At 34.8% G+C, this 23364-nt stretch carries 19 protein-coding genes, 2 tRNA genes and 1 pseudogene; all 22 read right to left on the bottom strand.

Annotated elements, in window-relative coordinates; translation table 11 throughout:
* Positions 1-153 precede the first annotated feature (153 nt).
* The gene (locus tag H9Q20_RS10680; RefSeq protein ID WP_072996601.1) at positions 154-2193 is read right to left on the bottom strand and encodes a heavy metal translocating P-type ATPase; all 2040 of its coding nucleotides are present in this window, start codon (positions 2191-2193) and stop codon (positions 154-156) included.
* A gap of 43 nt (positions 2194-2236) precedes the next feature.
* A complete protein-coding gene (locus tag H9Q20_RS10675; RefSeq protein WP_084081246.1) occupies positions 2237-2713 on the bottom strand; it encodes an MgtC/SapB family protein in 477 nt (158 codons plus the stop codon).
* A gap of 5 nt (positions 2714-2718) precedes the next feature.
* Complete coding sequence (locus tag H9Q20_RS10670; RefSeq protein ID WP_076553850.1) at positions 2719-4692, bottom strand: LTA synthase family protein; 1974 nt, start codon at positions 4690-4692, stop codon at positions 2719-2721.
* A gap of 163 nt (positions 4693-4855) precedes the next feature.
* Positions 4856-5749 (bottom strand): cation diffusion facilitator family transporter, encoded by an 894-nt coding sequence (locus H9Q20_RS10665; RefSeq protein WP_072996603.1) that lies wholly within the window; start codon positions 5747-5749, stop codon positions 4856-4858.
* Between the two features lie 28 nt (positions 5750-5777).
* Complete coding sequence (locus H9Q20_RS10660) at positions 5778-6656, bottom strand: bestrophin family protein (RefSeq protein WP_187477693.1); 879 nt, start codon at positions 6654-6656, stop codon at positions 5778-5780.
* Positions 6657-6687: 31 nt separating this feature from the next.
* Positions 6688-7428 carry a methyltransferase family protein gene (locus tag H9Q20_RS10655; RefSeq protein WP_187477692.1) on the bottom strand — a complete coding sequence of 247 codons (741 nt, stop codon included), beginning with the start codon at positions 7426-7428 and terminating at the stop codon, positions 6688-6690.
* Between the two features lie 61 nt (positions 7429-7489).
* Positions 7490-8809, bottom strand: coding sequence for an efflux RND transporter periplasmic adaptor subunit (locus H9Q20_RS10650; protein WP_187477691.1), 1320 nt, complete (start codon positions 8807-8809; stop codon positions 7490-7492).
* Between the two features lie 71 nt (positions 8810-8880).
* Positions 8881-13245, bottom strand: a complete 4365-nt coding sequence (locus tag H9Q20_RS10645; protein WP_187477690.1) for a CusA/CzcA family heavy metal efflux RND transporter — start codon at positions 13243-13245, stop codon at positions 8881-8883.
* Between the two features lie 155 nt (positions 13246-13400).
* A complete protein-coding gene (locus H9Q20_RS10640; protein ID WP_262385519.1) occupies positions 13401-13733 on the bottom strand; it encodes a DUF6660 family protein in 333 nt (110 codons plus the stop codon).
* A gap of 273 nt (positions 13734-14006) precedes the next feature.
* Positions 14007-14631, bottom strand: a pseudogene (locus tag H9Q20_RS10635) (class I SAM-dependent methyltransferase).
* A gap of 29 nt (positions 14632-14660) precedes the next feature.
* Positions 14661-15704, bottom strand: a complete 1044-nt coding sequence (gene arsB / locus H9Q20_RS10630; RefSeq protein ID WP_187477689.1) for an ACR3 family arsenite efflux transporter — start codon at positions 15702-15704, stop codon at positions 14661-14663.
* 7 nt (positions 15705-15711) lie between these two features.
* A complete protein-coding gene (gene gcvH, locus H9Q20_RS10625; protein ID WP_076553852.1) occupies positions 15712-16089 on the bottom strand; it encodes a glycine cleavage system protein GcvH in 378 nt (125 codons plus the stop codon).
* A gap of 17 nt (positions 16090-16106) precedes the next feature.
* Positions 16107-16880, bottom strand: a complete 774-nt coding sequence (locus H9Q20_RS10620; protein ID WP_076553853.1) for a metallophosphoesterase family protein — start codon at positions 16878-16880, stop codon at positions 16107-16109.
* A 46-nt stretch (positions 16881-16926) separates the two neighbouring features.
* Positions 16927-17400, bottom strand: coding sequence for a DUF6428 family protein (locus H9Q20_RS10615; protein WP_002981233.1), 474 nt, complete (start codon positions 17398-17400; stop codon positions 16927-16929).
* 118 nt (positions 17401-17518) lie between these two features.
* Positions 17519-17848: an ArsR/SmtB family transcription factor gene (locus H9Q20_RS10610; protein WP_002981234.1), complete on the bottom strand. Its 330-nt coding sequence runs from the start codon at positions 17846-17848 to the stop codon at positions 17519-17521.
* A gap of 715 nt (positions 17849-18563) precedes the next feature.
* Complete coding sequence (locus H9Q20_RS10605; RefSeq protein WP_072996611.1) at positions 18564-19787, bottom strand: site-specific integrase; 1224 nt, start codon at positions 19785-19787, stop codon at positions 18564-18566.
* A gap of 247 nt (positions 19788-20034) precedes the next feature.
* Positions 20035-20108, bottom strand: a tRNA-Asp gene (locus H9Q20_RS10600).
* A gap of 34 nt (positions 20109-20142) precedes the next feature.
* A tRNA-Asp gene (locus tag H9Q20_RS10595) sits at positions 20143-20216 on the bottom strand.
* Positions 20217-20377: 161 nt separating this feature from the next.
* Positions 20378-20695: a thioredoxin gene (gene trxA / locus H9Q20_RS10590; protein WP_124639974.1), complete on the bottom strand. Its 318-nt coding sequence runs from the start codon at positions 20693-20695 to the stop codon at positions 20378-20380.
* A 108-nt stretch (positions 20696-20803) separates the two neighbouring features.
* Entirely contained in the window at positions 20804-21949 is a 1146-nt protein-coding gene (locus tag H9Q20_RS10585) for a cysteine desulfurase family protein (protein WP_187477688.1), read from the bottom strand.
* A gap of 63 nt (positions 21950-22012) precedes the next feature.
* On the bottom strand, positions 22013-22600 hold the full coding sequence (locus H9Q20_RS10580; RefSeq protein WP_124639970.1) for an HAD family hydrolase: 588 nt from the start codon (positions 22598-22600) through the stop codon (positions 22013-22015).
* A 36-nt stretch (positions 22601-22636) separates the two neighbouring features.
* Positions 22637-23362 carry an SDR family NAD(P)-dependent oxidoreductase gene (locus H9Q20_RS10575; protein ID WP_187477687.1) on the bottom strand — a complete coding sequence of 242 codons (726 nt, stop codon included), beginning with the start codon at positions 23360-23362 and terminating at the stop codon, positions 22637-22639.
* Positions 23363-23364 lie beyond the last annotated feature (2 nt).

Genomic DNA, 23364 nt, shown 5'->3' with positions numbered 1-23364 from the left:
TATTTTCGAACATAGTTATTGATGTTCCGATATAAAACCGGAATAAAAACAATAGAATTATATTGATTTAAAGATTAGTTAGATATTGGAGGTTGCTTTAAAAACTTCATTTTATTTATTGAATTGCAATGTTTAAAAAAATCTGAAAAGTAATTATTCAAATTTCATTTTCTGAATTCTTACGGCATTCAGAATAGCAATAAGTGAAACTCCTACATCAGCAAAAACAGCTTCCCACATGGTTGCTAAACCACCAGCTCCAAGAATAAGCACAATTGCTTTCACTACAAATGCTAGGATGATATTCTGCCAAACAATCTTTTTTGTTTTTTTACCGATATTGATTGCCATGGGAATTTTTGAAGGTTTATCATCCTGAATTACGACATCGGCTGTTTCAATAGTCGCATCACTTCCTAATCCACCCATAGCAATTCCTACGTCACTCAATGCAACCACTGGTGCATCATTTACCCCGTCACCAACAAATGCGACGCTCTCTTTTCTTGCTTTAATCTCTTTAACTTTATTGACTTTGTCTTCTGGAAGTAAATCACCAAAAGCATTATCAATTCCTATCTCGTCCGCAACATATTTAACCACACTACTTTTATCCCCACTGAGCATAGTCACCTTAACATTAAGATTATGAAGTTTTTTGATTGTAATCCCTGCATCTTCTTTTATACTGTCTGCAATAGTAATAAGGCCAGCAAATTTTCCTTCATATGCTATTGCGATGATAGTATAAATAATTGTGGAAGGGTCAATATCATATTTAATATTGAATTTATCCATTAGCTTAAAATTACCCACCAGCAAATCTTTTCCGTTCACAGTCGCTTTAAGACCGTGACCTGCAATTTCTTCAGTATTATCAAGATTGATAGAATTATCAATTTCTCCAACATACTCATGAATAGCGGTTGCGACAGGATGCGTTGACTTACTCTCCAGCGTATTTACAAGTTTAAGAATTTCATCCTGGTCAAAACCTGGTTCAATTTTAACTTCCTGAACTTTAAAAACACCTTCAGTCATTGTTCCGGTTTTGTCCATTACAACGTTTTGTATCTCAGCAATTTTATCGAGAAAATTACTTCCTTTAAATAAAATCCCATTTCTGCTTGCGGCACCAATCCCTCCGAAATATCCTAAAGGAATCGATATTACCAATGCACAAGGGCATGAGATCACTAAAAATACCAGCGCACGATACAACCAATCTCTAAATACATAATCATCAACAATGAAATATGGTACAACGCAGATTAAAATTGCCAATAAGACGACTATAGGTGTATATATACGAGCAAATTTTCTGATAAAAAGTTCTGTAGGGGCTTTTTGTGATGTGGCATTCTGTACCAATTCCAAAATCTTACTTAATTTACTGTCTTCGTAAGCAGTAGTGATCTTTACTTGTGCGACGCTCGTCAGATTGATCATTCCTGCTAAAACTGACTCCCCTTTGCTTTTCGTATCTGGTTTACTTTCGCCTGTTAAAGCAGCGGTGTTGAAGGATGCCGAATCACTTAGCAATTCACCGTCCAACGCTAATTTTTCACCAGGTTTCAATTGAATAATCTCTCCTATTTTAGCTTGTGCAGCTTTTATAGTTTTAGGAATATTATTCTCCAAAATTGTAACCTCATCTGGTCGCTGGTCAAGTAAAGCTTTAATATTACTCTTAGCCCTTGTAACTGCGAGAGTTTGAAAGGTCTCTCCTACAGCATAGAACAACATTACAGCAACACCTTCAGGATATTCTGCGATAACAAATGCGCCGACAGTAGCAATGGTCATCAGTAAAAATTCCGAAAAAACATCACCTTTTACGATACTTTCAATAGCTTCTTTTATAACAGGAAGGCCAACAGGAGCATAAGCAGCCACATACCATATTGTCCTAATCCATCCATCAAACCATTCAATTTTAACGTAATTATCAAATACAATTCCCGTTAATAGAAGCACAAGTGATATTACTGATGGTAAAAACATTTGAAAAATAGTTTTATCCGTGCTTCCGTGGTCGTGTCCGTCTTCATCGCTATGATCATGATCATGCCCGTCGTTCGCTGTATGTTTCGATTTTTTCAGGAGATTATCAGCCTTTTTATCAATCTTTTCCTCTTGTGCAGAGCAGCAGAGCTGTTTGCCCTCTGCGTCATACTTGTGAATGTGTTCCATAATATTTTGATTAAATGTTTACATTTTTAAATCTTAAAGTAAGCTAAACGTTGTTTCCTTCATCATGATTACTTTTGTTTGAAATATTACTTTTTATTATCTTTCTAAACCATGTGAATTTATTAAGAGATAATAATATGTAAATTAAAACGGTAGAAAATATGGCCAGTACATACATATTGAGAGCAACTGCAGAGCCGACTGCAGCCGTAGCCCATAAGGCAGATGACGTTGTTAGCCCCATAAGACCGTTGCCTTTATCCTTAAAGCTCAAACCTGCGCCGATAAAGCCGAGTCCCGTTGCTATCGCAGCGAGCATTCGTGCAATAGCAGATTTATCATCTGTAAGGTGAGATGCAATTGCAACAAACAGACACGAAGCCAAGGTAATTGCACCAAAAGTTCTGATTCCCGCATCTTTATGGGATGTTTCCCTCTCAAAACCTATAATACAACCTAATACTATTGACAAAAAGAGTTTAGCTGCAATAATTAACTCAAAGCGGAGATCCATATTCATATCAATTATTTTTTTTGATTCTGCTTCAAACCATTATTTTTATAAAGGTAATAGGCTGTTTGATAATTCGCAATTGCCCTTCTTACTATTTCCGGCTTAGGTAATACAGCAATCTGATCGTTTTTTCCTTGTATATATTTAAAAGTCTCAACTTTTTGTTGGGGTGAAAGGATGACGAGATCATCATTCTCCATATAGGCAAGTTTTTGGTAAGTCCCAACAAATATTCTGGGAATATAGTTGTCGCTAAGTACATTTTTTCCATACAGATTGCTTGTATATTTCCATCCTAAAAAGTTAAATAAAGTAGGATACAAATCAATTTGAGAACACATTTTATCGATTTTCAAAGACTGCTTGTCTTGAAGATTTACAATCATCGCGGGAATATGGTATTTTGATATATCAATTTCATTTTTCCCAGCGCTGCTGGCACAGTGGTCTGCAACAATAACAATAACAGTATTTTTATACCATGGCTTATTTTTTATCTTTTTCAGAAATGCTCCTATTGCATAATCTGTATATTTAACTGCTCCTTCTCTTCCTGAACCAGAGGGAATATCAATTTTTCCATCCGGATAGGTGAACGGTCGGTGATTTGACGTAGTCATAACAAAGTCGTAGAAGGGTTTGCCACTTTTATATTGCTGATCTGATTTTCTGATTACCTCATTGTAAAGATCCTCGTCACATATACCCCATGCGTTTTCGAAAGTAATATTTCTATCATCGATTGAAGTTCTTGGCGCAAGATAGTTTTCCTTTGCAAATGCATTTCTGTTTCTATCAATAATGTTATATCCGTTATTCCCAAAATACTTGTTCATATTATCAAAATATCCGTCCCCTCCATAAAAAAAACTTGTATCATAACCCTGCTGACTGAAAATTGATCCTATTGTTGTCAGCTGGTCATTATTTTTTCGTCTGACGATACTATTACCTGGTGTAGGGGGTATTGCAAGAGAAAGAGCTTCCATTCCTCGAACCGTTCTCGTACCTGTAGCATACATATTTGTAAATAAAACACTTTCTTTTGCAAGCGAATCCAATACCGGAGTTATACCCTGATTATTTCCAAAAGTTTTCATGAAATCTGCACTGAAACTTTCCATTGTAATCATAATTACATTAGGTCTTTGTACAGTTGCTGTGGTGGGTTTAATTTTTCTTTCGATTGAGAAACTGTTCTGCAGAAATATAGAACTGCTGTCTTTCAAATCATTTTTAATAATCTTAAAAGCATCCTTATTATCCATAAGTTGATAAAAATGATCGTAATTAATTTCATTATTATTATAAGCAGAAAAGAATGAATAGATTCCTGATTTTGACAATTCATTTTGATAGCGGTTGGTACTCAAATCCGCAAAATTGTTTTCGACTAAGAAAGCATAAACAAGAGTTGCTACAAAAATTCCAACCGTTATTTTCAGCCTTGACAAAAATCTGGTAGTGCCTTTGAAAGTATCAAAAAAATATTTTTTTCGGATACAGAAAAAAATTACAAAAAATGTGAGAATTATCATCACTGCAATTAATATTGGCAGGGGATAAGACTCATTGATATTATTAATTACTTCGTAAGTGTAAATAAGATAGTCTACAGCGATAAAATTAAACCGGCTTTCAAATTCCTGCCAAAAAGTTATTTCAGCAAAAAAGGAAAAAAACAGAATCAATACAACAAGAGAAAAAGAAAAGTAGGTAATGATTTTATTTAATCTAGAATCTACCAATCGTTGGGGCAAAATCAACAAATAAAGGCTATATGGAAATATGAAAAACAAACCTACCCCTATGTCATATATAAGTCCTAATAAAAATACTCTAATAAAAGCTACTGCAGAAAACTCAGCCTTAGGAAATGAGGACAATACAAATCCCAGCCTTAGTAAAAAAGACATTATGATAAATAATAGAAAAAATCTGGTAAGCAATGCATAGCTGCTCTTAAAAAGACTTTTAGGTTTCATACCGAGAATAGATTTATTTTAAAGTTAAATGTGGATAGCGATCCCATGAACCGCCAAGGAAGCTTCCTGAAGTGATTGATAATACGTGGGCCAGAGCCAATAATTATGACATCAAATCTGTTTTCCATATTCCAATATTTTTGATTATTAATATTGTAAATCTTTAAAGATGTGCTTCGCCTTCTTTGTGTCCTTCTGTTTCAATTTGAAAAGTAGTATGTGAAATTTTAAAATCAGTAGTAGCTTTTTCTGTAAGTGTTTTTAGTAGAATATTCATATCCTCACTACGCTCAGCAATGACATGTGAGCTCATTGCATTAAATCCTGAAGTAAGAGACCAAACATGCAGGTCATGTATTTTTTTGACTCCATTTATGGATTCAAGGGATTTCCGTAAATCTTCTATGTTAACATCATTTGGTGTACCTTCTAAGAGAACATTTATAGCCTCCTTCAACAGTTTCCAAGTCCTTGGAAATATTAAAAGACCTATTGCAGCAGAAATTAATGGATCAGCATAATACCAACCTGTTGTTAACATTATTATTCCTGCAATCATTACTCCTATCGATGTTAATCCATCGGAAAGAACTTCAAAATAAGCGCCCTTCATATTTAGACTCTCGGAAGAATCTTTACGGATAATTATGATCCCTATGATATTTACCACTAAACCAATCCCAGCTACAATCAACATAGGAGTACTTTGTACCTCTGGAGGATTATTAAATCTCTGATATGCTTCAAACAAAACATATATAGAAATACCTAATAAAACAACCGCATTAATAACGGCAGCCAATATTTCTGTTCTATAGTAACCAAAAGTTTTCTGAGAAGTTGCTTTTCTTTCACCTATCTTGATAGCAACGAATGCTAAAAATAGCCCTACCACATCTGTCAACATGTGTGCTGCGTCAGCTAACAACGCGAGACTCTTTGTTGTAATACCTCCTATTACCTCTGCAATCATATATGTGCCACTTAAGCACAGTACAATCAATAGATTTTTTTTGTGCTTTGATGAGGCTGAAAGATTTTTATTATCGTTATTCATAATTTCTAGATGTTATCTTATATCCAAACTACATTTCAAAATAGGAATCATTCTCTTTTTTAGCGGGAATATTTTTCTCACCAATCATTTGAAGTAGGTTGATTTCAATCGTCTGAGCCAAAGCTGTCATTGGTGTATCAACAGGAGTATTCTCAAAAGGATCCTGCATGATAATAGCTGTTTTCTCTATCGTAATAAATATAATAGGGACAATAATAGTAGTGACTATTTCGACAGTCAACTGAGAATCTTCCAAACCAAAAGGCAATAAAAAAGCAAAAACATAAATCAATGTATGCAGCAGGATACTGTAAGCTCTTGGAAATACTGTATTTTTCAATCGCTCGCATTTTCCCATGCTGTCGCATAATCTCATAAGAACCTCATTTAACTGAACTTCTTTAAAATCAGAAATATGACCTTCCGCAGCAATTTTTCTAATCTGTTCGGAATGCTTATCCAAAATTGCATTAGGAATATTTGTTCCTGTAATGTTATGGGACTGCAGATAATTCTTCACTTTATCTGAAAATACCTGTTTTCTCAATGCTTCACCCAAGGCATACACCCACACAATCTGTCTTTCTGCAACTAGCCTGCTCTCCTCGGGTAGTTCAGGAACAAACTGTCTTACTAATCTTATAAAAGATCTTGAATCATTGACGATAGCGCCCCATACGGTTCTTGCCTCCCACCATCTTTCATATGACTGTGCTGTTCTGAATGCCAGAAGTAATGACACTGCCGTTCCCAGCAATGCGGGGATAATTAATGGAATAGATATTTTTTTAAATAGAGATATATCATCCAAAAAACCTATAAAAAAAGCAAAAAATACAATCAATATGATCTGGTACTTAATCTGACGGACAAAATATCCTATCGAAATTCTTTTGTTGAGTAACATCGCTTTTTTGTATTTGATATTTATATTTTTTCTACTTGTTAATTTCTAGGGAGAACCCTTTATTTCTTTTTATTATTTTCAAAACAACATATAACAGCATAGTCACTATGCAACCTATAATAAAAACATTATTGAAATGAAGATGGTTATTCATAACTTCTGCCGAAATATCAAATACAGTAAAAATCAGAAAGATGGCAAAAAGTCCGTTTTTTTCTTTAAGCAAAACTTTTCTGATACTGAACCTCAGCTGATTACTTTTGAACAATGAAAAATTAGGTATAAACGGAGGTACTCTTTCAGTCCACCTGATATAATAATCCCCAAATTTTCTTTCAAGAAATTGCTCCTCAGCAAATATGATTCTTTCATAATAGATCCAATAAAAAAGGACGAATGAAACTATAAACCATATGCTTTCAGTCAACAGAGCTAAACCAAGCCACATAAAGAAATTTCCGAGATACAGTGGATTTCTGACAATACTGTAAATTCCTGTCGTATTTAATTCATCAGCTACCTGACCCGCTTTTGTGTTTCTGCCTGATGTATTTTTTGGAGTAAAGCCAACTGTGTAAATCCTTATGCTTAATCCGAAAATACTTATAAGGAGGCAAAACAATTCATAATAAACATTACATTCAGAGATACTTCTGTTCCAATTGGTCTCAATAAAAACTGCTAAACCAATGAAAAGAATGATGAGCGGTAAAAAACTCCTGTATCTGAACAGCCAGCTACCTTGTGTTTCTAGTTCTTGTCTTAAAGCCATAATGATTAATATTTAAAATAAGAGTGAAACACCTTCCGGTTAATTTCACTCTTTTTGTTAATTAATGCCCATGATCTCCAGCGTTCGATAGTTTAGCATTCACGAAGAAAGCTCCTTTAACGACAATCTTTGCATCTTTTGGAATTTCAGTAACAGGAGTAATAGCGGTATAGCCCATTTCTGATGAACCTTTCGCCACTTCAACTTTTTCAAAATTCATTTTCTTCCCCTGTTCTTTCGCGTGATTTCCAGCTTCCTGTTCATTTTTGTGACCGTGTTCAGCTTCTCCTTCATCATGTCCATGTCCATGATCATCATCTGCCTTCTCTAGAGCTTCATGCTCCTCAGCTTTTTTGTCTGTCTGTACAAATACATAGAACTTACCGTCAGCCTCTACAATTGCCTCATCGGGAACTGCAGGCGTTGTCGCACTCTCAAGATTAATTACACCTGTGATATTCATTCCGTCGATCAACCCCACTTTATTTCCTGTAACATTGGCATGAACAGAAATGGTCTTGCTTTCATTTTCAAAAGAAGAACCAATACTATAAACTTTTGCATTATAAAGCATTTCAGGGTTATTGGTCAGCTTAAACTGTACATTTTGACCTACTTTCATTTTAGGAAGGTCTCTTTCGAAAACTTGAAGATCCAAATGAATCGAACTGTTATCAATCATTTCCAAAACTGGAGACGAAACATCTACATAACTTCCTATTTGTGCATTGATATTACTAATTACACCACTGATAGGAGCAGTAATAACCAATCCTGAACGGAGATTTCCATTGTTGACTCTTCCTGGGCTTATGCCCATCAGCTGAAGTTGTCTCTGTAAAGATGCTCTTTGTGTTCTCAGACTCTTCAGTTCGGCATCAGAACTCTGTAGATTCTTTTTGGCTCCTGCATCATTGTCAAATAGCTCTTTCTGCCTTCTGAATTCCTGCTCTGCAAAAGATATTCGACTGTTTACGGTTAAATATTGCTCCTGCAGCTGAATGTATTCTGGATTACTGATGCTTGCCAACACCTGCCCTTTTCTTACATAATCACCAATCTGAAAATTAATGGTCTTAATAACACCTCCATATAAAGAGGTCACTGTAGCTTTTTTATCATTAGGAACCCTCAACAATCCGTTGGCTTTTATGGTTGAAGTAAGGTCTTTCATTTCAACTTGCCCTAATACAACACCTACCGATTTCATTTGTTCTTCTGTAAGTTCAGCAATAGTTTTCGGTCCTTCTTCGTGAGCACCTTCTTCAGCTTGTTCTGTTTTGGGTTTTTCGGTTGTTGCTTCCGCTGTATCTTTCTTTCCGCAACTAACAGCAAAAAGTGAAATTAAAGCTAGAGATACAATACTATATTTGATTTTCATCTTTATAAATTTATTTGTCAGATGAAGTACCTGTAATACTGATTAATTAATAGCATTACAGGCATTTCATTTTATTGATTGATTATTGAATTAATGATAATGACAGATTCATTGACCTGCTGAATGGATTGTAGATATTTCAATTGAATATTGGTCGAAGTCTGCAAAGCAAAAAGATATTCCACATATGATATTTCCCCTGTTTTATATCCCAACTGCCCTGCTTTTGTAATCTTCTCAGCATTTGGAATAGCCAGATTGACATAGTAATCATACTGTTTTATATTTTGCTGATACTGATTTAAAGCATTTTCAAGCTGTGCTTCCAATTGTTTTTGCTGAAACTTCGCATTGGACTCCGCCATTTGTTTTTGATAATCCAGTGAACGAATTCTCGCCTTGGTTGCACCAAAAGTTAATGGAATAGAAACTCCAATTGTTGCAGAATGAAATCTGTTTCCACTATTAAAATATTGATCCATCCCATTTACAGTCTGAAAACCAACCAGTGACTGATTCGTATAACCTATTGTGAAATCTGGTAAACCTAGGGACTTTTCAACCTTTTTGTTTTTCTCAGCAATCTCCATATCCTGATAAAAAGCCCTTACCGTAGGATGTCTTGCAACAACAGTACTGTCCAGAACATAATCCGCTTTCAGAGGATGATAATTCTCATCATATAATACGGTAAAATCATCCGAGGTATTTAAAAGTGCTTTCAGGTTTTTGTACGCATTAAGTAAGTACACCCAATTTTGTTTGAGCAACAGATTAATTTCTCCTTTCTGCGTCTCAGCCGTATTAATCTCAATTTTTTTGACATCTCCTGCTTTAAATCTAACTGTTGCAATTCTAATAAAATCGGTATATAAGCTATCCAAATTCTGCAACTTTGTTTGATTATACTGCAGATACTCTATCTGATAATAATATGTTCTAACCTGTTTAGCCAGCTCGTTTGCAGAAACCTCCTTACTGATCTGTTTACCTTTCACCTGCTCATTAATAAGATCTCTTTTTGCCTTAAATAAACTTGGGAATGGAATTGTCTGGGAAATGGAGAACATTTGATCAAACTTTTTCGAGTTATACTGTCCCAATTGCATATCTGCATTCATTTTAGGAAGTTCTTTGGCGGTAGGCAATAATGCTTCCGTGGCCTTAATATCCAGATCTTTCGACTTCATCAGATTATTGTTGGTTAGCGCCATCTTGGTAGCTTCCTCAAGACTCAAAGGATTACCTTGTTGTGCTTTAAAAGTCTGACCGAAGAATAAAAAGCCTAAAAAAACAACTGTTGTAACAGATTTACTGCCTATTTTTTTAAAATTGATTTTAGTATTAAAAATAATGTAGAGCATAGGCAATACAAACAAAGTAAGGAATGTAGCCGTAACCAAACCTCCGATAACAACTGTTGCCAGTGGTTTCTGAACTTCTGCTCCTGCTCCCGTAGAAATTGCCATTGGTAAAAATCCTAAAGAAGCTACAGTTGCCGTCATCAAAACAGGTCTTAATCTCGTTTTTGTACCTTCCATTACGCGCTTTAGAATATCGGTCTCGCCTTCTTTTTCCAATTGGTTGAAAGTGCCTATCAAAACAATTCCGTTCAAAACCGCAACTCCAAACAAAGCAATAAATCCAATTCCTGCACTGATACTGAATGGCATATCTCTTAATAGTAAAGCGAAGACACCACCAATAGCACTCATTGGAATAGCTGTAAAAATCAATGCTGCCTGTTTAAAGGAATGGAATGTGAAATATAAAAGCATAAAGATCAGTAGCAACGACACAGGAACAGCAATCATCAACCTTGCGCTCGCAGCCTTTAGATTTTCAAACTGACCACCATAGGTGAAATAATATCCCGACGGAAGCTTAACCTGTTGATCCAGCTTTTTCTGAATATCTTCCACAACGCTTTCAACATCTCTGCCTTTCACATTGAAACCGATAACAATTCTTCTTTTTCCTGCCTCACGACTGATCTGTGCGGGACCTAATTTATAACTGACATTTGCCACCTGTGAAAGAGGAACCTGCACTCCGGAATTGGTAGAGATCATTAGGTTATTTACATCGTCTATATTCGTTCTGTTCAAACTGTCTAAACGGACAACAAGATCGAATCTTCTTTCATTTTCAAAAACCTGCCCTGCTGCCTGTCCTGCAAATGCAGTACTTACAGCACTGTTGACATCCTGAATATTCAGTCCATAATTGGCCATTCTTGTTCTGTCGTATTCTACATTAATCTGCGGTAGTCCACTAACACGTTCTATTTGTGGGGAAGTTGCTCCCTGAACCGATTGAATAACTTTTGCTGTTTTATCTGCATAAATTGCCAATGAATCTAAATTCTCACCAAATATCTTCACCGCAACGTCCTGTCTGATACCGGTCATTAGTTCATTAAAACGCATTTGGATCGGCTGGTTTTTTTCAAAGAAAACTCCTGGAATGGTTTCCAGTTTTTCAGAAATTTCGTCGGCTAATTGTTCATAGGATTTCTTGGTTTTCCATTCATCCTGTGGTTTTAGTACGACAATCATATCCGTGGCTTCCGGCGGCATCGGATCAGTAGGAACTTCTGCAGCTCCTGTTTTTCCGACAACCATTTTTACCTCATCGAATTGCTTGATAATTCTTGAAGCCTGCATTGAAGTTTCTATACTTTGACTTAAAGAACTTCCTTGTGGTAAAATACAGTGAAAAGCAAAATCTCCTTCCTGTAATTGAGGAATAAATTCTCCTCCCATTCTACCAAAAATCAGAACTGCAACGGCAAATATGGCAACTGTCACTCCTACAAGCCAATATTTAATTTTCAAAGCTTTTTCCAAAAGAGGCTGATAGATTTTTTGGAGTCTGTTCATCATCTTATCTGAGAAAGTCTCTTTATGAGAAGGTTTTTTTGATAAGATCAAGGCACTCATCATAGGAATGTAAGTCAGTGACAAAATCAAAGCTCCTAGAATTGCAAACCCTACTGTCTTAGCCATTGGTGTGAACATTTTACCTTCAACACCCACTAAAGTTAGAATCGGAATATAAACGATTAAAATAATGATCTCTCCGAATGCAGCACTGCTTCTAATCTTTGACGCAGAAAGGAAAACCTCTTCATCCATTTCATTTTGAGTCATTACCTTCATACTTTTTCTCATTCCAAGATGATGAAGGGTGGCTTCGACAATAATCACTGCACCATCTACAATCAAACCAAAATCAATAGCTCCTAAACTCATCAGGTTGGCGCTTACCCCAAAAACATTCATCATTCCTAAAGCAAATAGCAATGAAAGGGGAATTGCTGAAGCTACAATCAAACCAGCTCTTAAATTTCCAAGGAAAATAACCAAGACAAAGATTACGATCAATGCTCCTTCAATCAGGTTTTTTTCTACAGTACTGATTGCTCTTCCTACCAGATCAGTTCTGTCCAAAAATGGCTCAATCACAACATCTGCCGGAAGCGATTTCTGAATGGTAGGAATTTTTTCTTTAACTCTTTGAACGACTTCATTACTATTCGCTCCTTTCAGCATCATGATTACACCTCCCACTGCATCTACTTCTCCATTATAAGTCAAAGCCCCGTAACGGACTGCGTGACCTAAACCAACATTCGCTACATCTTTAATGAAAATCGGAACACTTCCTGTTTCATTTTTAACAGCTATATTCTTAACATCTTCAATTGAAGTGACAATTCCGATTCCACGAATGAAATAAGCATTCGGCTTTTTATCAATATAAGCACCTCCGGTATTTTGATTGTTTTTCTCTAGAGCAGTAAATATATCTGTAATACTTACTCCCATTGCTTTTAGACGGTTTGGATTTACAGCAACTTCATACTGTTTCAACTCTCCTCCAAAGCTGTTAATTTCTGCAACTCCGGGAGTTCCGTTAAGCTGTCTGCGGACAATCCAGTCCTGCATTGTTCTTAACTCCTTACTGCTGTATTTTTTCTCACTGCCTTTTTTAGGGTGAAGAATATATTGATATACTTCGCCCAAACCTGTACTTACAGGAGCCATTTCAGGTGTTCCCACACCTTTCGGAATTTCTTCGGCAGCTCTTTTTAATTGTTCGCTGATTAACTGACGGGCAAAATAAACATCAACATCTTCCTTGAAAACAACTGTAATTACTGACAGCCCGAATCGGGAAATACTTCTTGTTTCTTCGATATTTGGAACATTGGCAATACTTTGTTCGATAGGAAATGTGACTAATTGCTCAACCTCTTGTCCTGCAAGTGTTGGACAGACGGTAATAATCTGTACTTGATTATTCGTGATATCAGGTACTGCATCAATAGGTAGTTTGGTGGCACTCCACGTACCCCAAATGACTAGCATCAAAGTCATCAATCCGATAATGATTTTATTCTTGATACTAAATCGTATGATATTATCTAACATTGGATTTAAATTTTATTGAATGTCGAGCTCATTTCATCAAAAAAAAAGGATGAATTATGAACGACAAAGATGAGCGGAAACACGATGCAATGATATTGCAAAGTTTCCACGACAAAATGATGAAAGACACACGTCTTACATTAAATCAATAAAAATTAAATTTTAGGGGGTTGCCAAATCTGGTCATACACCAAATGAGCAAAATCATTTTTTTGAGAATGAATTTTTTTTGAGAAATATTCGGTTACCTTTTGTGATAAAGGCATTAAAGGCTCTATTTTAGAAGATGCTACTGTTATCTGACAACAGTTACAGGTACATAATGGAGAACAAATATCTCCTTTGTCTTTAGAATGAGAATCTTCAGAATTGCTAATAGTACTGTAAGAATCTTTAGAATTATTTGGAGACTGCGCATGGATATCACTACAAGGCACTACGGCAAGCACCATGAAATAAATAATTAAAAAGAACTTAACTAATCTCACTTTACAAATATAAATATATTTTTCAAAGTTTAACTAAATATTCTAAAAACTTTTAAAATAAAAATTCTTGAAAAACAAAAACTTATTATTAATAAACTTTTTAAATTTCGCAACTATTAACAAACGACAATCAAATGTAGATTTTTCATCTGTTTTATTTTTGACTAATGATACTGTGAAGCTGTCTGTCTACTATATCAACAAACTAAAATGAATGGTGAAACTTTGATAAGATCTGCCATTTCATTTTTTTATCGATATTTTTATTCCAACTCATCTTTTTCTTCTAAAACTGCAAAACACAAAGTTCTGATTGGTATTAAAAGGTGTTCTGTGGTCTACGGTAAAGCATTCTATTTTATTTAAATGTTCCTTAAAGCGACTTTCCAATGAACTTTCAGAATACTGTTTGATTTCAATACCACTACATTTTATCGGACCTTGTTCTGAAAAGCTCCCGATTACCAAAATTCCTGTTGGTTTAATGTTCTGTTTAACCGTATCGATGTAGCTTTCAATTTCATTATCCTCTGTCAAAAAATGAAAAGCAGCCCTGTCGTGCCAAAAATCATATTGTTCTGTGGGTTTAAATGTACCGGCATCTTCAACTATCCATTTTACACGGTTTGACTTTTCGCCAAGTCGTTGCTTAGCTTTACTAAGTGCTGTCTCTGATATGTCTAAAACTGTAATGTCCTGATAACCCAAGTCAAGCAAGTGATCAACAAAAAAACTATCTCCTCCGCCAATATCAATTATTTTGGCCGTTTTTGATACATTGAATTCTTTAATAAATGCTAATGACGTTTCGGGTGTAGGCTGATACCAGCTTACTTCTTCCAAAGCTTTGGTATTGTATATTTTTTTCCCAATGATTTTTTCTATCAGATAATGACATATCTCTTTAATTTTTTGTACTATTCAAATTTAACTCATTTTTTTTTTACTATATCTCACGTTTAACCACAAACTTACCTTTACCAATAGTATCAAGACGGGAACTTCTACCAACGGTCCAATAACTCCCACAAATGCTTGTGGGGAATGGATACCGAAAATAGATATTGCTACTGCTATAGCCAATTCAAAATTGTTTCCTGCGGCTGTAAATGCGATGGATGCGTTTTTGTCGTAAGGAACTTTTAAGGCTTTATTGATAAAGAAACTAACGAAAAACATTAGTATAAAATAGATAATTAGTGGTATGGCTACTTTTATTACATCCATTGGTAACTCTAATATTTTATCGCCTTTCAAGCTGAACATTAAAACAATAGTAAACAGTAAAGCATATAATGTAATGGGCGATATTTTGGGTACAAATTTCCTGTTATACCATTCTATCCCTTTTGATTTTACTAATGCATAACGGCTTATAAAACCTGCTAAGAATGGAATGCCTAAATATATCAATACGCTTGTTGTAACATCTTTCATTGATACACTTACATTGAAATTTGTCAATCCTAATTTACTCGGTAACACGTTGATGAATAGCCAAACTAAAAAATTGTAACTTATTATCTGAAAGATACTGTTTAATGCAACTAACATAGCTGTATATTCCCTGCTTGCCTTAGCTAAGTCGCTCCATACGATTACCATTGCGATACATCTTGCCAAACCTATCAGTATCAAGCCTGTCATATAATCGGGTTCATTGTGTAAAAACAAAACCGCTAATCCGAACATCAATACTGTACCGATAACCCAATTGAGCAATAATGATATCCCTATTACTTTTTTATCCTTAAATGCTTGGGGCAATAATGAATAATCCACTTTTGCCAATGGCGGGTACATCATCAGTATTAAACCTATTGCCAACGGAATATTTGTAGTGCCTGCGGATAGGGTATCTGTAATTTTTGAGATACCCGGAAAGAAATGTCCCAATCCTATACCTACCGCCATTGCAAGGAATATCCATAAGGTAAGGTAACGGTCAAGAAATTTTAGTTTTGGTTGCATAGCGTTGCTAATTTGTAAGTTCTTTATATTGGTTTGCTGTCAATAAGTTTTCTAATTCTGTAAGGTCTTTGATTTCAATTTTTATCAACCAACCATCTTTATAAGGGTTGTCATTGATTAGTGTAGGTACTTTCAATAGTATGTCGTTCGTTTCAATGATTTTACCCGATACAGGCATAAATAAATCGCTGACCGTTTTAACCGCTTCAACAGAGCCGAATACTTCATCCTGCTGAAAATTATATCCAACATTCGATAAGTCTGCATACACAATTTCGCCCAATTCACTTTGTGCAAATTCTGTGATGCCTATTGTACCTATGTTATCCTGTACGCTTATCCACGTATGTTCTTTTGAATATTTTAAATCGTTTGGAAATTCCATTTTTCTGATTTTTTAGATTAATAACCTCTCCTTAAATTTTCTGCGTATTCGTTTGGTAATGGGCTTTCTTCAATTGCTTTTGCTGCTTTTTCAATATCATAATCAAAGCGTATAAATTCTACTTTGATACTGTCTTTATCCAATACTGAACTATCTTCATTGATTGTAAGCATTACATAACCACCTCTTACATCGCTGTCTTTTGGTTTACCTACTGAACCTATATTTATGGCGTGTCTAAAATGATTTTGTCCGTCAATACCGGAGTTTAAAATACGGTGGTATGGCTTGTGTGTATGCCCAAAACACATAACGTCTGCATCAGCTTGTTCCATTATCCTAAGCATACTTTTTTCTTCCCTATCCTCAAATAAGTATTCGTTTATTTTTCTTGGACTTCCGTGTACTAATAATAAATTGAGCTTATCTTCATTCAATTGAAATTCTACTTTGATATGTACAGGAAGTGTACGCAAATAGGCTCTTTCTTCATCTTTCATAATAGAGTTGGTAAATGAAATAGAGATTTTCCCATTATCTTTTTCCCCGTCTGTTTTGTACGCACATCCACAATCGTTGCTCATACGCCCGATGCCAAAATCATAATTTCCTGCAATGGTTGGTATTTTCCTTTTACGGATTTCGTTTACAACTTCATTTGCCCAAATATTATAACCTACCAAATCGCCTAAGCAATAAATACTGTCGGGGTTTCTTTTTTCTACATCTTCAAAGAATGCTTCTAAGGCAGGTAGATTGGCGTGAATGTCGCTGAATAATGCAATTTTCATTTTTATTGATTTTTATGTTTTGAATTTTGTTTTACTTATTAAGATATTAACAACAACCACCTCCTGGCGTACAAGCGTTTGAATTGTTTACAGATAATTCAGTCAAATTTTTCTTTTGTTTCTCTGAAGGAATGCCACAAGCATCCTGAGCCAAACACGCAGTCGTTTTATTTTTTAGTACAAATGTTTTCCCGTTAAACTCCAAATCGTACTTGCCAATTGTTCCGCTTTGATATTCTACTTCTATCTCAGCATCTTCCATTCCCAATTTTTCTTCAGATAACTTGATGATGTTTAATAGTTTGGTCGGCTTTAATCTATGCTCGTAATCATCTGCATTCCATAATTGAAAGTTGACCACTTTTTCATTTCTGATTGTTCCACCACAATCGATGAAATTCTTTGTAATTACACCCACTTCTGTAACGTGAAAGTGTTCTGGTACAAATATTCCGTTCTCTAATTGAAATTCAACATTATCTAATGTTGGTAAGATTTCTTTGATGTCTGATAGTTTCATAAATCTTCTATTTTATTATGATATTTTTCTATACTTTGGAATTCTATTTTTGATATACAAATTTAATCGATACATAATATTGCAATATAACGATATTAAGGAATGTAAAAAAATGCCTTTAACAGCATTGATTTACTTTTACTTCCTGTTCAAAGAATTGATTGAAATACTCTTGTATCTCTTTCCATTTCTTTTCTTCTATACAATAACAAACTGATTTTCCATCTATTGTACCCTGTATAATACCCATATATTTCAACTCTTTTAAATGCTGCGAGATTGTCGCTTGCGCCAAACCTAATTTATCCACCAAATCATTGCAAATGCAGGATTTTTGATTGATAATATATTGAAGTATAGCTACCCTTGCAGGATGTCCAAAAACTTTAAACAAAGAAGCTAATTTATTTTGTTCATCTGAAAACATATCTGATTTTGTAAGCCCCATACTTAATTATTTAATATCGCAATATTACGATATTAAATTTGAAATACAAAAAGATTTAATAGCTTTTTACAAATTATATTTAAAAAAGGTATCAGGATATAACTTCTATTTTTTATAAAATTATATTTTGAACTTGTTACCATCTTTGAGACAAAATCATACACATTATTAATAATTTTCTAAAATTTTTTCTTTACAACTTTTAAAGACAATCTTCTCGCATAAATCCAGTGATAAATGAATGTGAAGCTCTCATTCCTTTTGTTTCTAATTATTAGACACTAAGAAGGATGCTATATCTCTCACAACTTTACTTATAAATACAGGATATCTCTGGAAAAAAATGTTTTTCTTTCTGATCATTAAGCTGGATTTCTTTTTCAATAAAAAATACTCCGCTAACCTCACACAACTCCCTACAGGAAAAATATTAGGATGTTTTTTGCTAAATTCAAATCTTACGATCTCTCTTGGAAATCGAAAGATATATAAATAAAAAATATATGAAGATTATTAACAAAAGATGACTAGCAGCTTTTTTAGGATGTCGAACTTAAGTTTTGTCTTCTTCAAGACATTTTTGAAATCTTAACAGACAAATTTCAATATCTTTTAAAAAAAACTGTATCATTACTTTACAAGGCATATCAACTTCGAATATAGATCCTCTATACAACTATCTTTGTCTGATAATTTAATTATCTCAGAAATCTTTTTACATTCTTTTGTCAAGATATTTTTGTTTAAGTAACATCATGTCCTCACTAACTTTGCTATCTAATATCTTCGCATAATGCTGCGTAGTTTTAATACTTTTATGACCTAGCATTTTACTTACACTTTCAATAGAGACCCCGTTAGATAAAGTAACGGTTGTTGCAAAAGTGTGGCGTGCAATATGGTAAGTTAATTCCTTATTGATACCGCACAGATCTGCAATTTCTTTCAAATAGGCATTCATCTTTTGATTACTAAGAATAGGCAGAAGTTTTCCACTATTAAGGCAAGCCGGATGATTTTTGTATTTTTTAATAATTTTCTCTGTTTGAGAAAGTATGGGAATATTAGAAGTAGTTTTAGTTTTCTGACGTTTGGTATAAATCCATTGAGAGCCATCAAGACCTAAATTGATATTTTGATATGTTAGTTTTTGGGTATCAATGTACGCCAGTCCGGTGAAACAGCTGAACAGAAAAATATCTCTAACCAAAGACAATCTCTCATTTGTAAAATCTTTGGTAAAAAGCACTTCAATTTCCTGTTCATTAAGAAACATTCTCGTCACTTCATTAAACTTAGAATGATAGTTCATAAAAGGGTCTCGCTCTATCCATCCATTCGCAAGACAAATACGAACAATCTTACCAAAATTCTTAATATACTTAACAGCAGAATTATTGTTGCAGGATCTCTCGGTTCTTAAAAAAAATTCAAAATCATTTAGAAAAGCATAATCAATCTTTTTAATTTCAATGTCGGTAATACTATATTTCCATTTCAAGAAATCTTTTGTATGTTTGAGACATGTTTTATAACGTGTCAATGTTCCTTGTGCAAATTCTTTTTCAATCAGTTTCTCCATTCGATCATTATGATCCTGAAAAATAGGAATGAGCATTCTGGTCAATTTACCTTTACCAACTAACTTATTTTTAAGAGTCTCACAAGTTACTGTTTCCTTATCTCTGATTAATTCGTGATAGGCATCATAAACTTTCTGCTCAAAAGTTTTCAAATAAAAATTAAGTGATCTAAATTCTTCAGAAGAGCCACTAACCTTCTGCATTGCAGAATTCCATTTTGAAGCCTTTACTGTACGTTTTGTGCTTATCTCGAATATCTTGCCATCAATTGTAATTCGTAAGTAAATAGGAGACTCTCCTAAAGAATTGATTTTAGCTTTTTTTACATAGAAAAGTAAATTGAATGTCTTGTTCATTTCGTAAAGGGTTTGAGATTTAAAATTAATCTTAGCAAAAACTTATCACAAGATATTCAGTTCCTGAACTAGCTACTGAACAGGGTTTGTTGAATTTTCAGTGACCTTTTTAAACCTATTTTAACAGGTCACTGAATAGGTCACTTTCAAATTGTGCTTTTTTAACTTTCTTTGAATAGACATAAAACGAAAAAAGCTTTAAAACATATGTTTTAAAGCTTTTTGCACTACTTTGATATTGTAGTTGCGATCCGGACGGGACTCGAACCCGCGACCTCCGCCGTGACAGGGCGGCATTCTAACCAACTGAACTACCGGATCAGTTTTTTTTGAAAAGTAACTGATAAACTTTTTGCGATCCGGACGGGACTCGAACCCGCGACCTCCGCCGTGACAGGGCGGCATTCTAACCAACTGAACTACCGGATCAATATTTTTATAAAACCTTTAGGCTTACAGGCCAATCGCTTTATGTGAACTCCTTTTCTTTTAGTGGTGCAAAAATACATTAAATTTCGTTACCTACAAATGTTTTTCAAAAAAAAATGCTTCCCAAATAGGAAAGCACTCATTTTCAAAGCAATTATTTTCTACAAATGTGCAGATAATTTTTCTGCTATCACTTCTTTTGGAGATACACCTACAATTTTATCAACTACCTCCCCATTTTTAAAGATCAAAATCGTTGGGATGTTACGGATTCCGTAGTCAATAGAAACTTGTTGGTTGTTGTCTACATCTAACTTTCCAACAACAGCTTTACCATCAAAATCGGTAGCTATTTCCTCAACAATAGGCCCCAACATTCTGCATGGTCCACACCATACTGCCCAAAAATCTACCAATACTGGTTTATCCGAATTTAATACGACTTCTTGAAAAGTAGCGTCTGTAATTTCTAATGCCATTTTTATATTTTTTAATTAATTTATTTTAAAATGAGAACAAATGTAATGAAAAACCTCATCACTTGTTACACCGTTTATCTATTTGGACTATTCTTAATTTCTATAGTATTAATTCACTGCATTTTGTATCTCTTTCAGAGCTGTAATCAATGCATCAATTTCATTTTTCTCTGTGAAATGACTGAACGAAACCCTCAACGGTGTACAATTTTCCATTTCATCTTCGTTTAATACAGTCATCATGACCATGGATGGTTTTGCAGCTCCTGAAGAACAAGCACTTCCTTGAGACAACGCAATCCCTTTCATATCCAATTGCAAACCAATCAGTGGATTGTGATAAGGCAACAACACGCTAAGTACGGTATAAAGGCTGTTTTCTTCTTCGCTTCTTCCGTTGAATTTAACACCTGGAAATTCTTTTTTGAATTGCTCGATGGTGTACGCTTTCAAGTCTTTGATTTTCTGTGAGAACTCGGTCAAATTGCTCATGCAAATTTCCAAAGCTTTCCCCATTCCGGCGATACCGCAAACATTCTCGGTTCCGGCTCTTAGGCTTCTTTCTTGCGGTCCACCTGTAATAATCCCCTTCAGACCTGAAGATTTTCTGACAAATGCAAAACCAACACCTTTGGGTCCGTGGAATTTATGAGCGCTGCACGAAGCGAAATCTACCGGGATTTTCGAAAAATCCAAATCGTAATGTGCAATGGTTTGTACCGTATCGGAGTGGAACAATGCATTGTTCTCTTTACACAATTGAGCCACTTTTTCAATTTCCAAAAGGTTTCCAATTTCGTTATTGGAATGCATTAGGCTTACCAAAGTTTTCTTTTCAGAATTTTTCAAATGTTTTTCAAGATCTTCAAGGGACAAGTCTCCGTGGTTATTTGGTCTTAGATACACCACTTCTATCCCTTTTCTTTTTTTAAGATCCAACACCGATTCGGCAACACATTTGTGTTCCAAAGGCGAAGTGATGATCCTCTCTACTCCTAAATGTTCAACACTGGATTTTAGGATCATGTTATTGGACTCTGTACCGCAAGAGGTGAATATAATTTCCGCAGGGGTTACGCGCAAATAATCGGCTATTTCTCTTCGCACTTTTTCCAAAATTACTTTTGCATCTTGACCAAAACTGTGTGTGGAAGAAGGATTACCAAAATTAAACTGCAACACATTGACCATTTCATCAATCACAGCTGGATCTAATGGCGTTGTTGCGGCATTGTCCAAATAAATTTTATTCATATAAAAAAGAAAACAATTAAACCAATATTAATAAAAAAACGCTTCGTAAAAAGCGTTGCAAATTTAATGAAAAAACTTAAAATATGACTCTTTGGCAAAATTTAGCATTTCACGATCTCCCGAGGTATCTCCGAATGCAATTATTTTATCGTATTTTTTATCCAAAATAGCATGCTTTACGCGGTTCACTTTTTCGATACCGTTACAATTTGGAGTGATGAAATTTCCTGTAAAAAAGCCATCAACAAACTCGGCTTCAGTGGCAATAAGTTGCAAATTAAGCTGTTCGGCAAAAGGCCTAACCCAAATATCTAAAGATGCCGAAACGATATACGAATCTACATGACGACGATCGATATTGTTTATAAAATCCAAAGCATTTTCTCTGAAAATTTCAGGGAAATTCTTCTCAAAAAATCGTTTAGCTTTTTCGTCAATCTTGGATTTTTCTTGACCTTTTAAGATGGAAGCCACAAAACTTTTTTTCACTTTTTCGGCATCGGCAAGTTTTAGTTTTAACAAAATAAACAACGGAATGTGCTTTAAAAAGGCAATTCTGTAGAGAAAAGGGTTGTAATATTTCAGATACAAAAACATGGTGTCTTTGTAGGTCAATGTCCCATCAAAATCAAAAAGATAGAGTTTTTTCATGTTTAGTTTTTACCAAGATACAAATAAAATATCAACCTAAAGCTTCATTTTTTTGAAAATAAATTCCGGAATATTTCTGATCACACACATGATCAATCGCCAAATTGGCAAAACATAGACCGTATTTTTCTTCAGTTTATAGGCTCTAAATATGCCATCCGCAGCTTGTTTTGGACTGGCCGTAAGTGCTGGATTCAGTGGCAAACCTTCGGTCATTTTGGTATCCATAAAACCCGGCTTCACAGTCATAACATGAACTTTTTTGGAGTGCAAATAATTTCTAAGTCCACTAAGATAGGCCGTAAGTCCTGCTTTTGCACTGCCATAAATAAAATTACTTTGTCGGCCTCTTTCGCCAGCAACAGACGACAAAACGATCATATTTCCTTGACGGGTTCTCTCCATTTTTTCGGCAAAATAGTTGAGCACCGGTATTAATTTAGCATAATTGACATCGACAATTTTCTCGGTATTTTTACGGTTGTACAGCCCTTCATCTGTCCCTACTCCCAAATATCCTGTAGCACAAAACAACAACGACGACTGGATATAGTCCCATTTGGAAAAATCAATATTTTGGGTTAGATCCATGAAAACCACCTCGCTGTGTTGCATAAATCTCACCTCAAGGTGTTTGGCAAATCTTTCAGTAACTTCTGGTGTGGAAGTAAACAAATACAAGGTCTTAAATCGTTCGCCACCATCCAAAACCCTTTCTACAAAAGCTTGTGCTATTTCAGAATTACTTCCTAATACAATCATTT

Source organism: Amniculibacterium sp. G2-70, assembly GCF_014353055.1.
Lineage (GTDB): Bacteria > Bacteroidota > Bacteroidia > Flavobacteriales > Weeksellaceae > Amniculibacterium > Amniculibacterium aquaticum.
This window is presented reverse-complemented; position numbering and strand designations above follow the sequence as displayed.

Coding starts and splice junctions, on each gene's coding strand:
- H9Q20_RS10620 (WP_076553853.1), bottom strand. CDS start 16,880: ATGAAAATTGCATTATTCAGCGACATTCACGCCAATCTACCTGCCTTA.
- H9Q20_RS10675 (WP_084081246.1), bottom strand. CDS start 2,713: ATGAATATGGATCTCCGCTTTGAGTTAATTATTGCAGCTAAACTCTTT.
- H9Q20_RS10605 (WP_072996611.1), bottom strand. CDS start 19,787: ATGAACAAGACATTCAATTTACTTTTCTATGTAAAAAAAGCTAAAATC.
- H9Q20_RS10650 (WP_187477691.1), bottom strand. CDS start 8,809: ATGAAAATCAAATATAGTATTGTATCTCTAGCTTTAATTTCACTTTTT.
- H9Q20_RS10585 (WP_187477688.1), bottom strand. CDS start 21,949: ATGAATAAAATTTATTTGGACAATGCCGCAACAACGCCATTAGATCCA.
- gcvH (WP_076553852.1), bottom strand. CDS start 16,089: ATGGAATTTCCAAACGATTTAAAATATTCAAAAGAACATACGTGGATA.
- trxA (WP_124639974.1), bottom strand. CDS start 20,695: ATGGCATTAGAAATTACAGACGCTACTTTTCAAGAAGTCGTATTAAAT.
- H9Q20_RS10680 (WP_072996601.1), bottom strand. CDS start 2,193: ATGGAACACATTCACAAGTATGACGCAGAGGGCAAACAGCTCTGCTGC.
- arsB (WP_187477689.1), bottom strand. CDS start 15,704: ATGCAACCAAAACTAAAATTTCTTGACCGTTACCTTACCTTATGGATA.
- H9Q20_RS10660 (WP_187477693.1), bottom strand. CDS start 6,656: ATGTTACTCAACAAAAGAATTTCGATAGGATATTTTGTCCGTCAGATT.
- H9Q20_RS10665 (WP_072996603.1), bottom strand. CDS start 5,749: ATGAATAACGATAATAAAAATCTTTCAGCCTCATCAAAGCACAAAAAA.
- H9Q20_RS10580 (WP_124639970.1), bottom strand. CDS start 22,600: ATGAAAAAACTCTATCTTTTTGATTTTGATGGGACATTGACCTACAAA.
- H9Q20_RS10615 (WP_002981233.1), bottom strand. CDS start 17,400: ATGAAACTATCAGACATCAAAGAAATCTTACCAACATTAGATAATGTT.
- H9Q20_RS10670 (WP_076553850.1), bottom strand. CDS start 4,692: ATGAAACCTAAAAGTCTTTTTAAGAGCAGCTATGCATTGCTTACCAGA.
- H9Q20_RS10610 (WP_002981234.1), bottom strand. CDS start 17,848: ATGGGGCTTACAAAATCAGATATGTTTTCAGATGAACAAAATAAATTA.
- H9Q20_RS10645 (WP_187477690.1), bottom strand. CDS start 13,245: ATGTTAGATAATATCATACGATTTAGTATCAAGAATAAAATCATTATC.
- H9Q20_RS10575 (WP_187477687.1), bottom strand. CDS start 23,362: ATGATTGTATTAGGAAGTAATTCTGAAATAGCACAAGCTTTTGTAGAA.
- H9Q20_RS10655 (WP_187477692.1), bottom strand. CDS start 7,428: ATGGCTTTAAGACAAGAACTAGAAACACAAGGTAGCTGGCTGTTCAGA.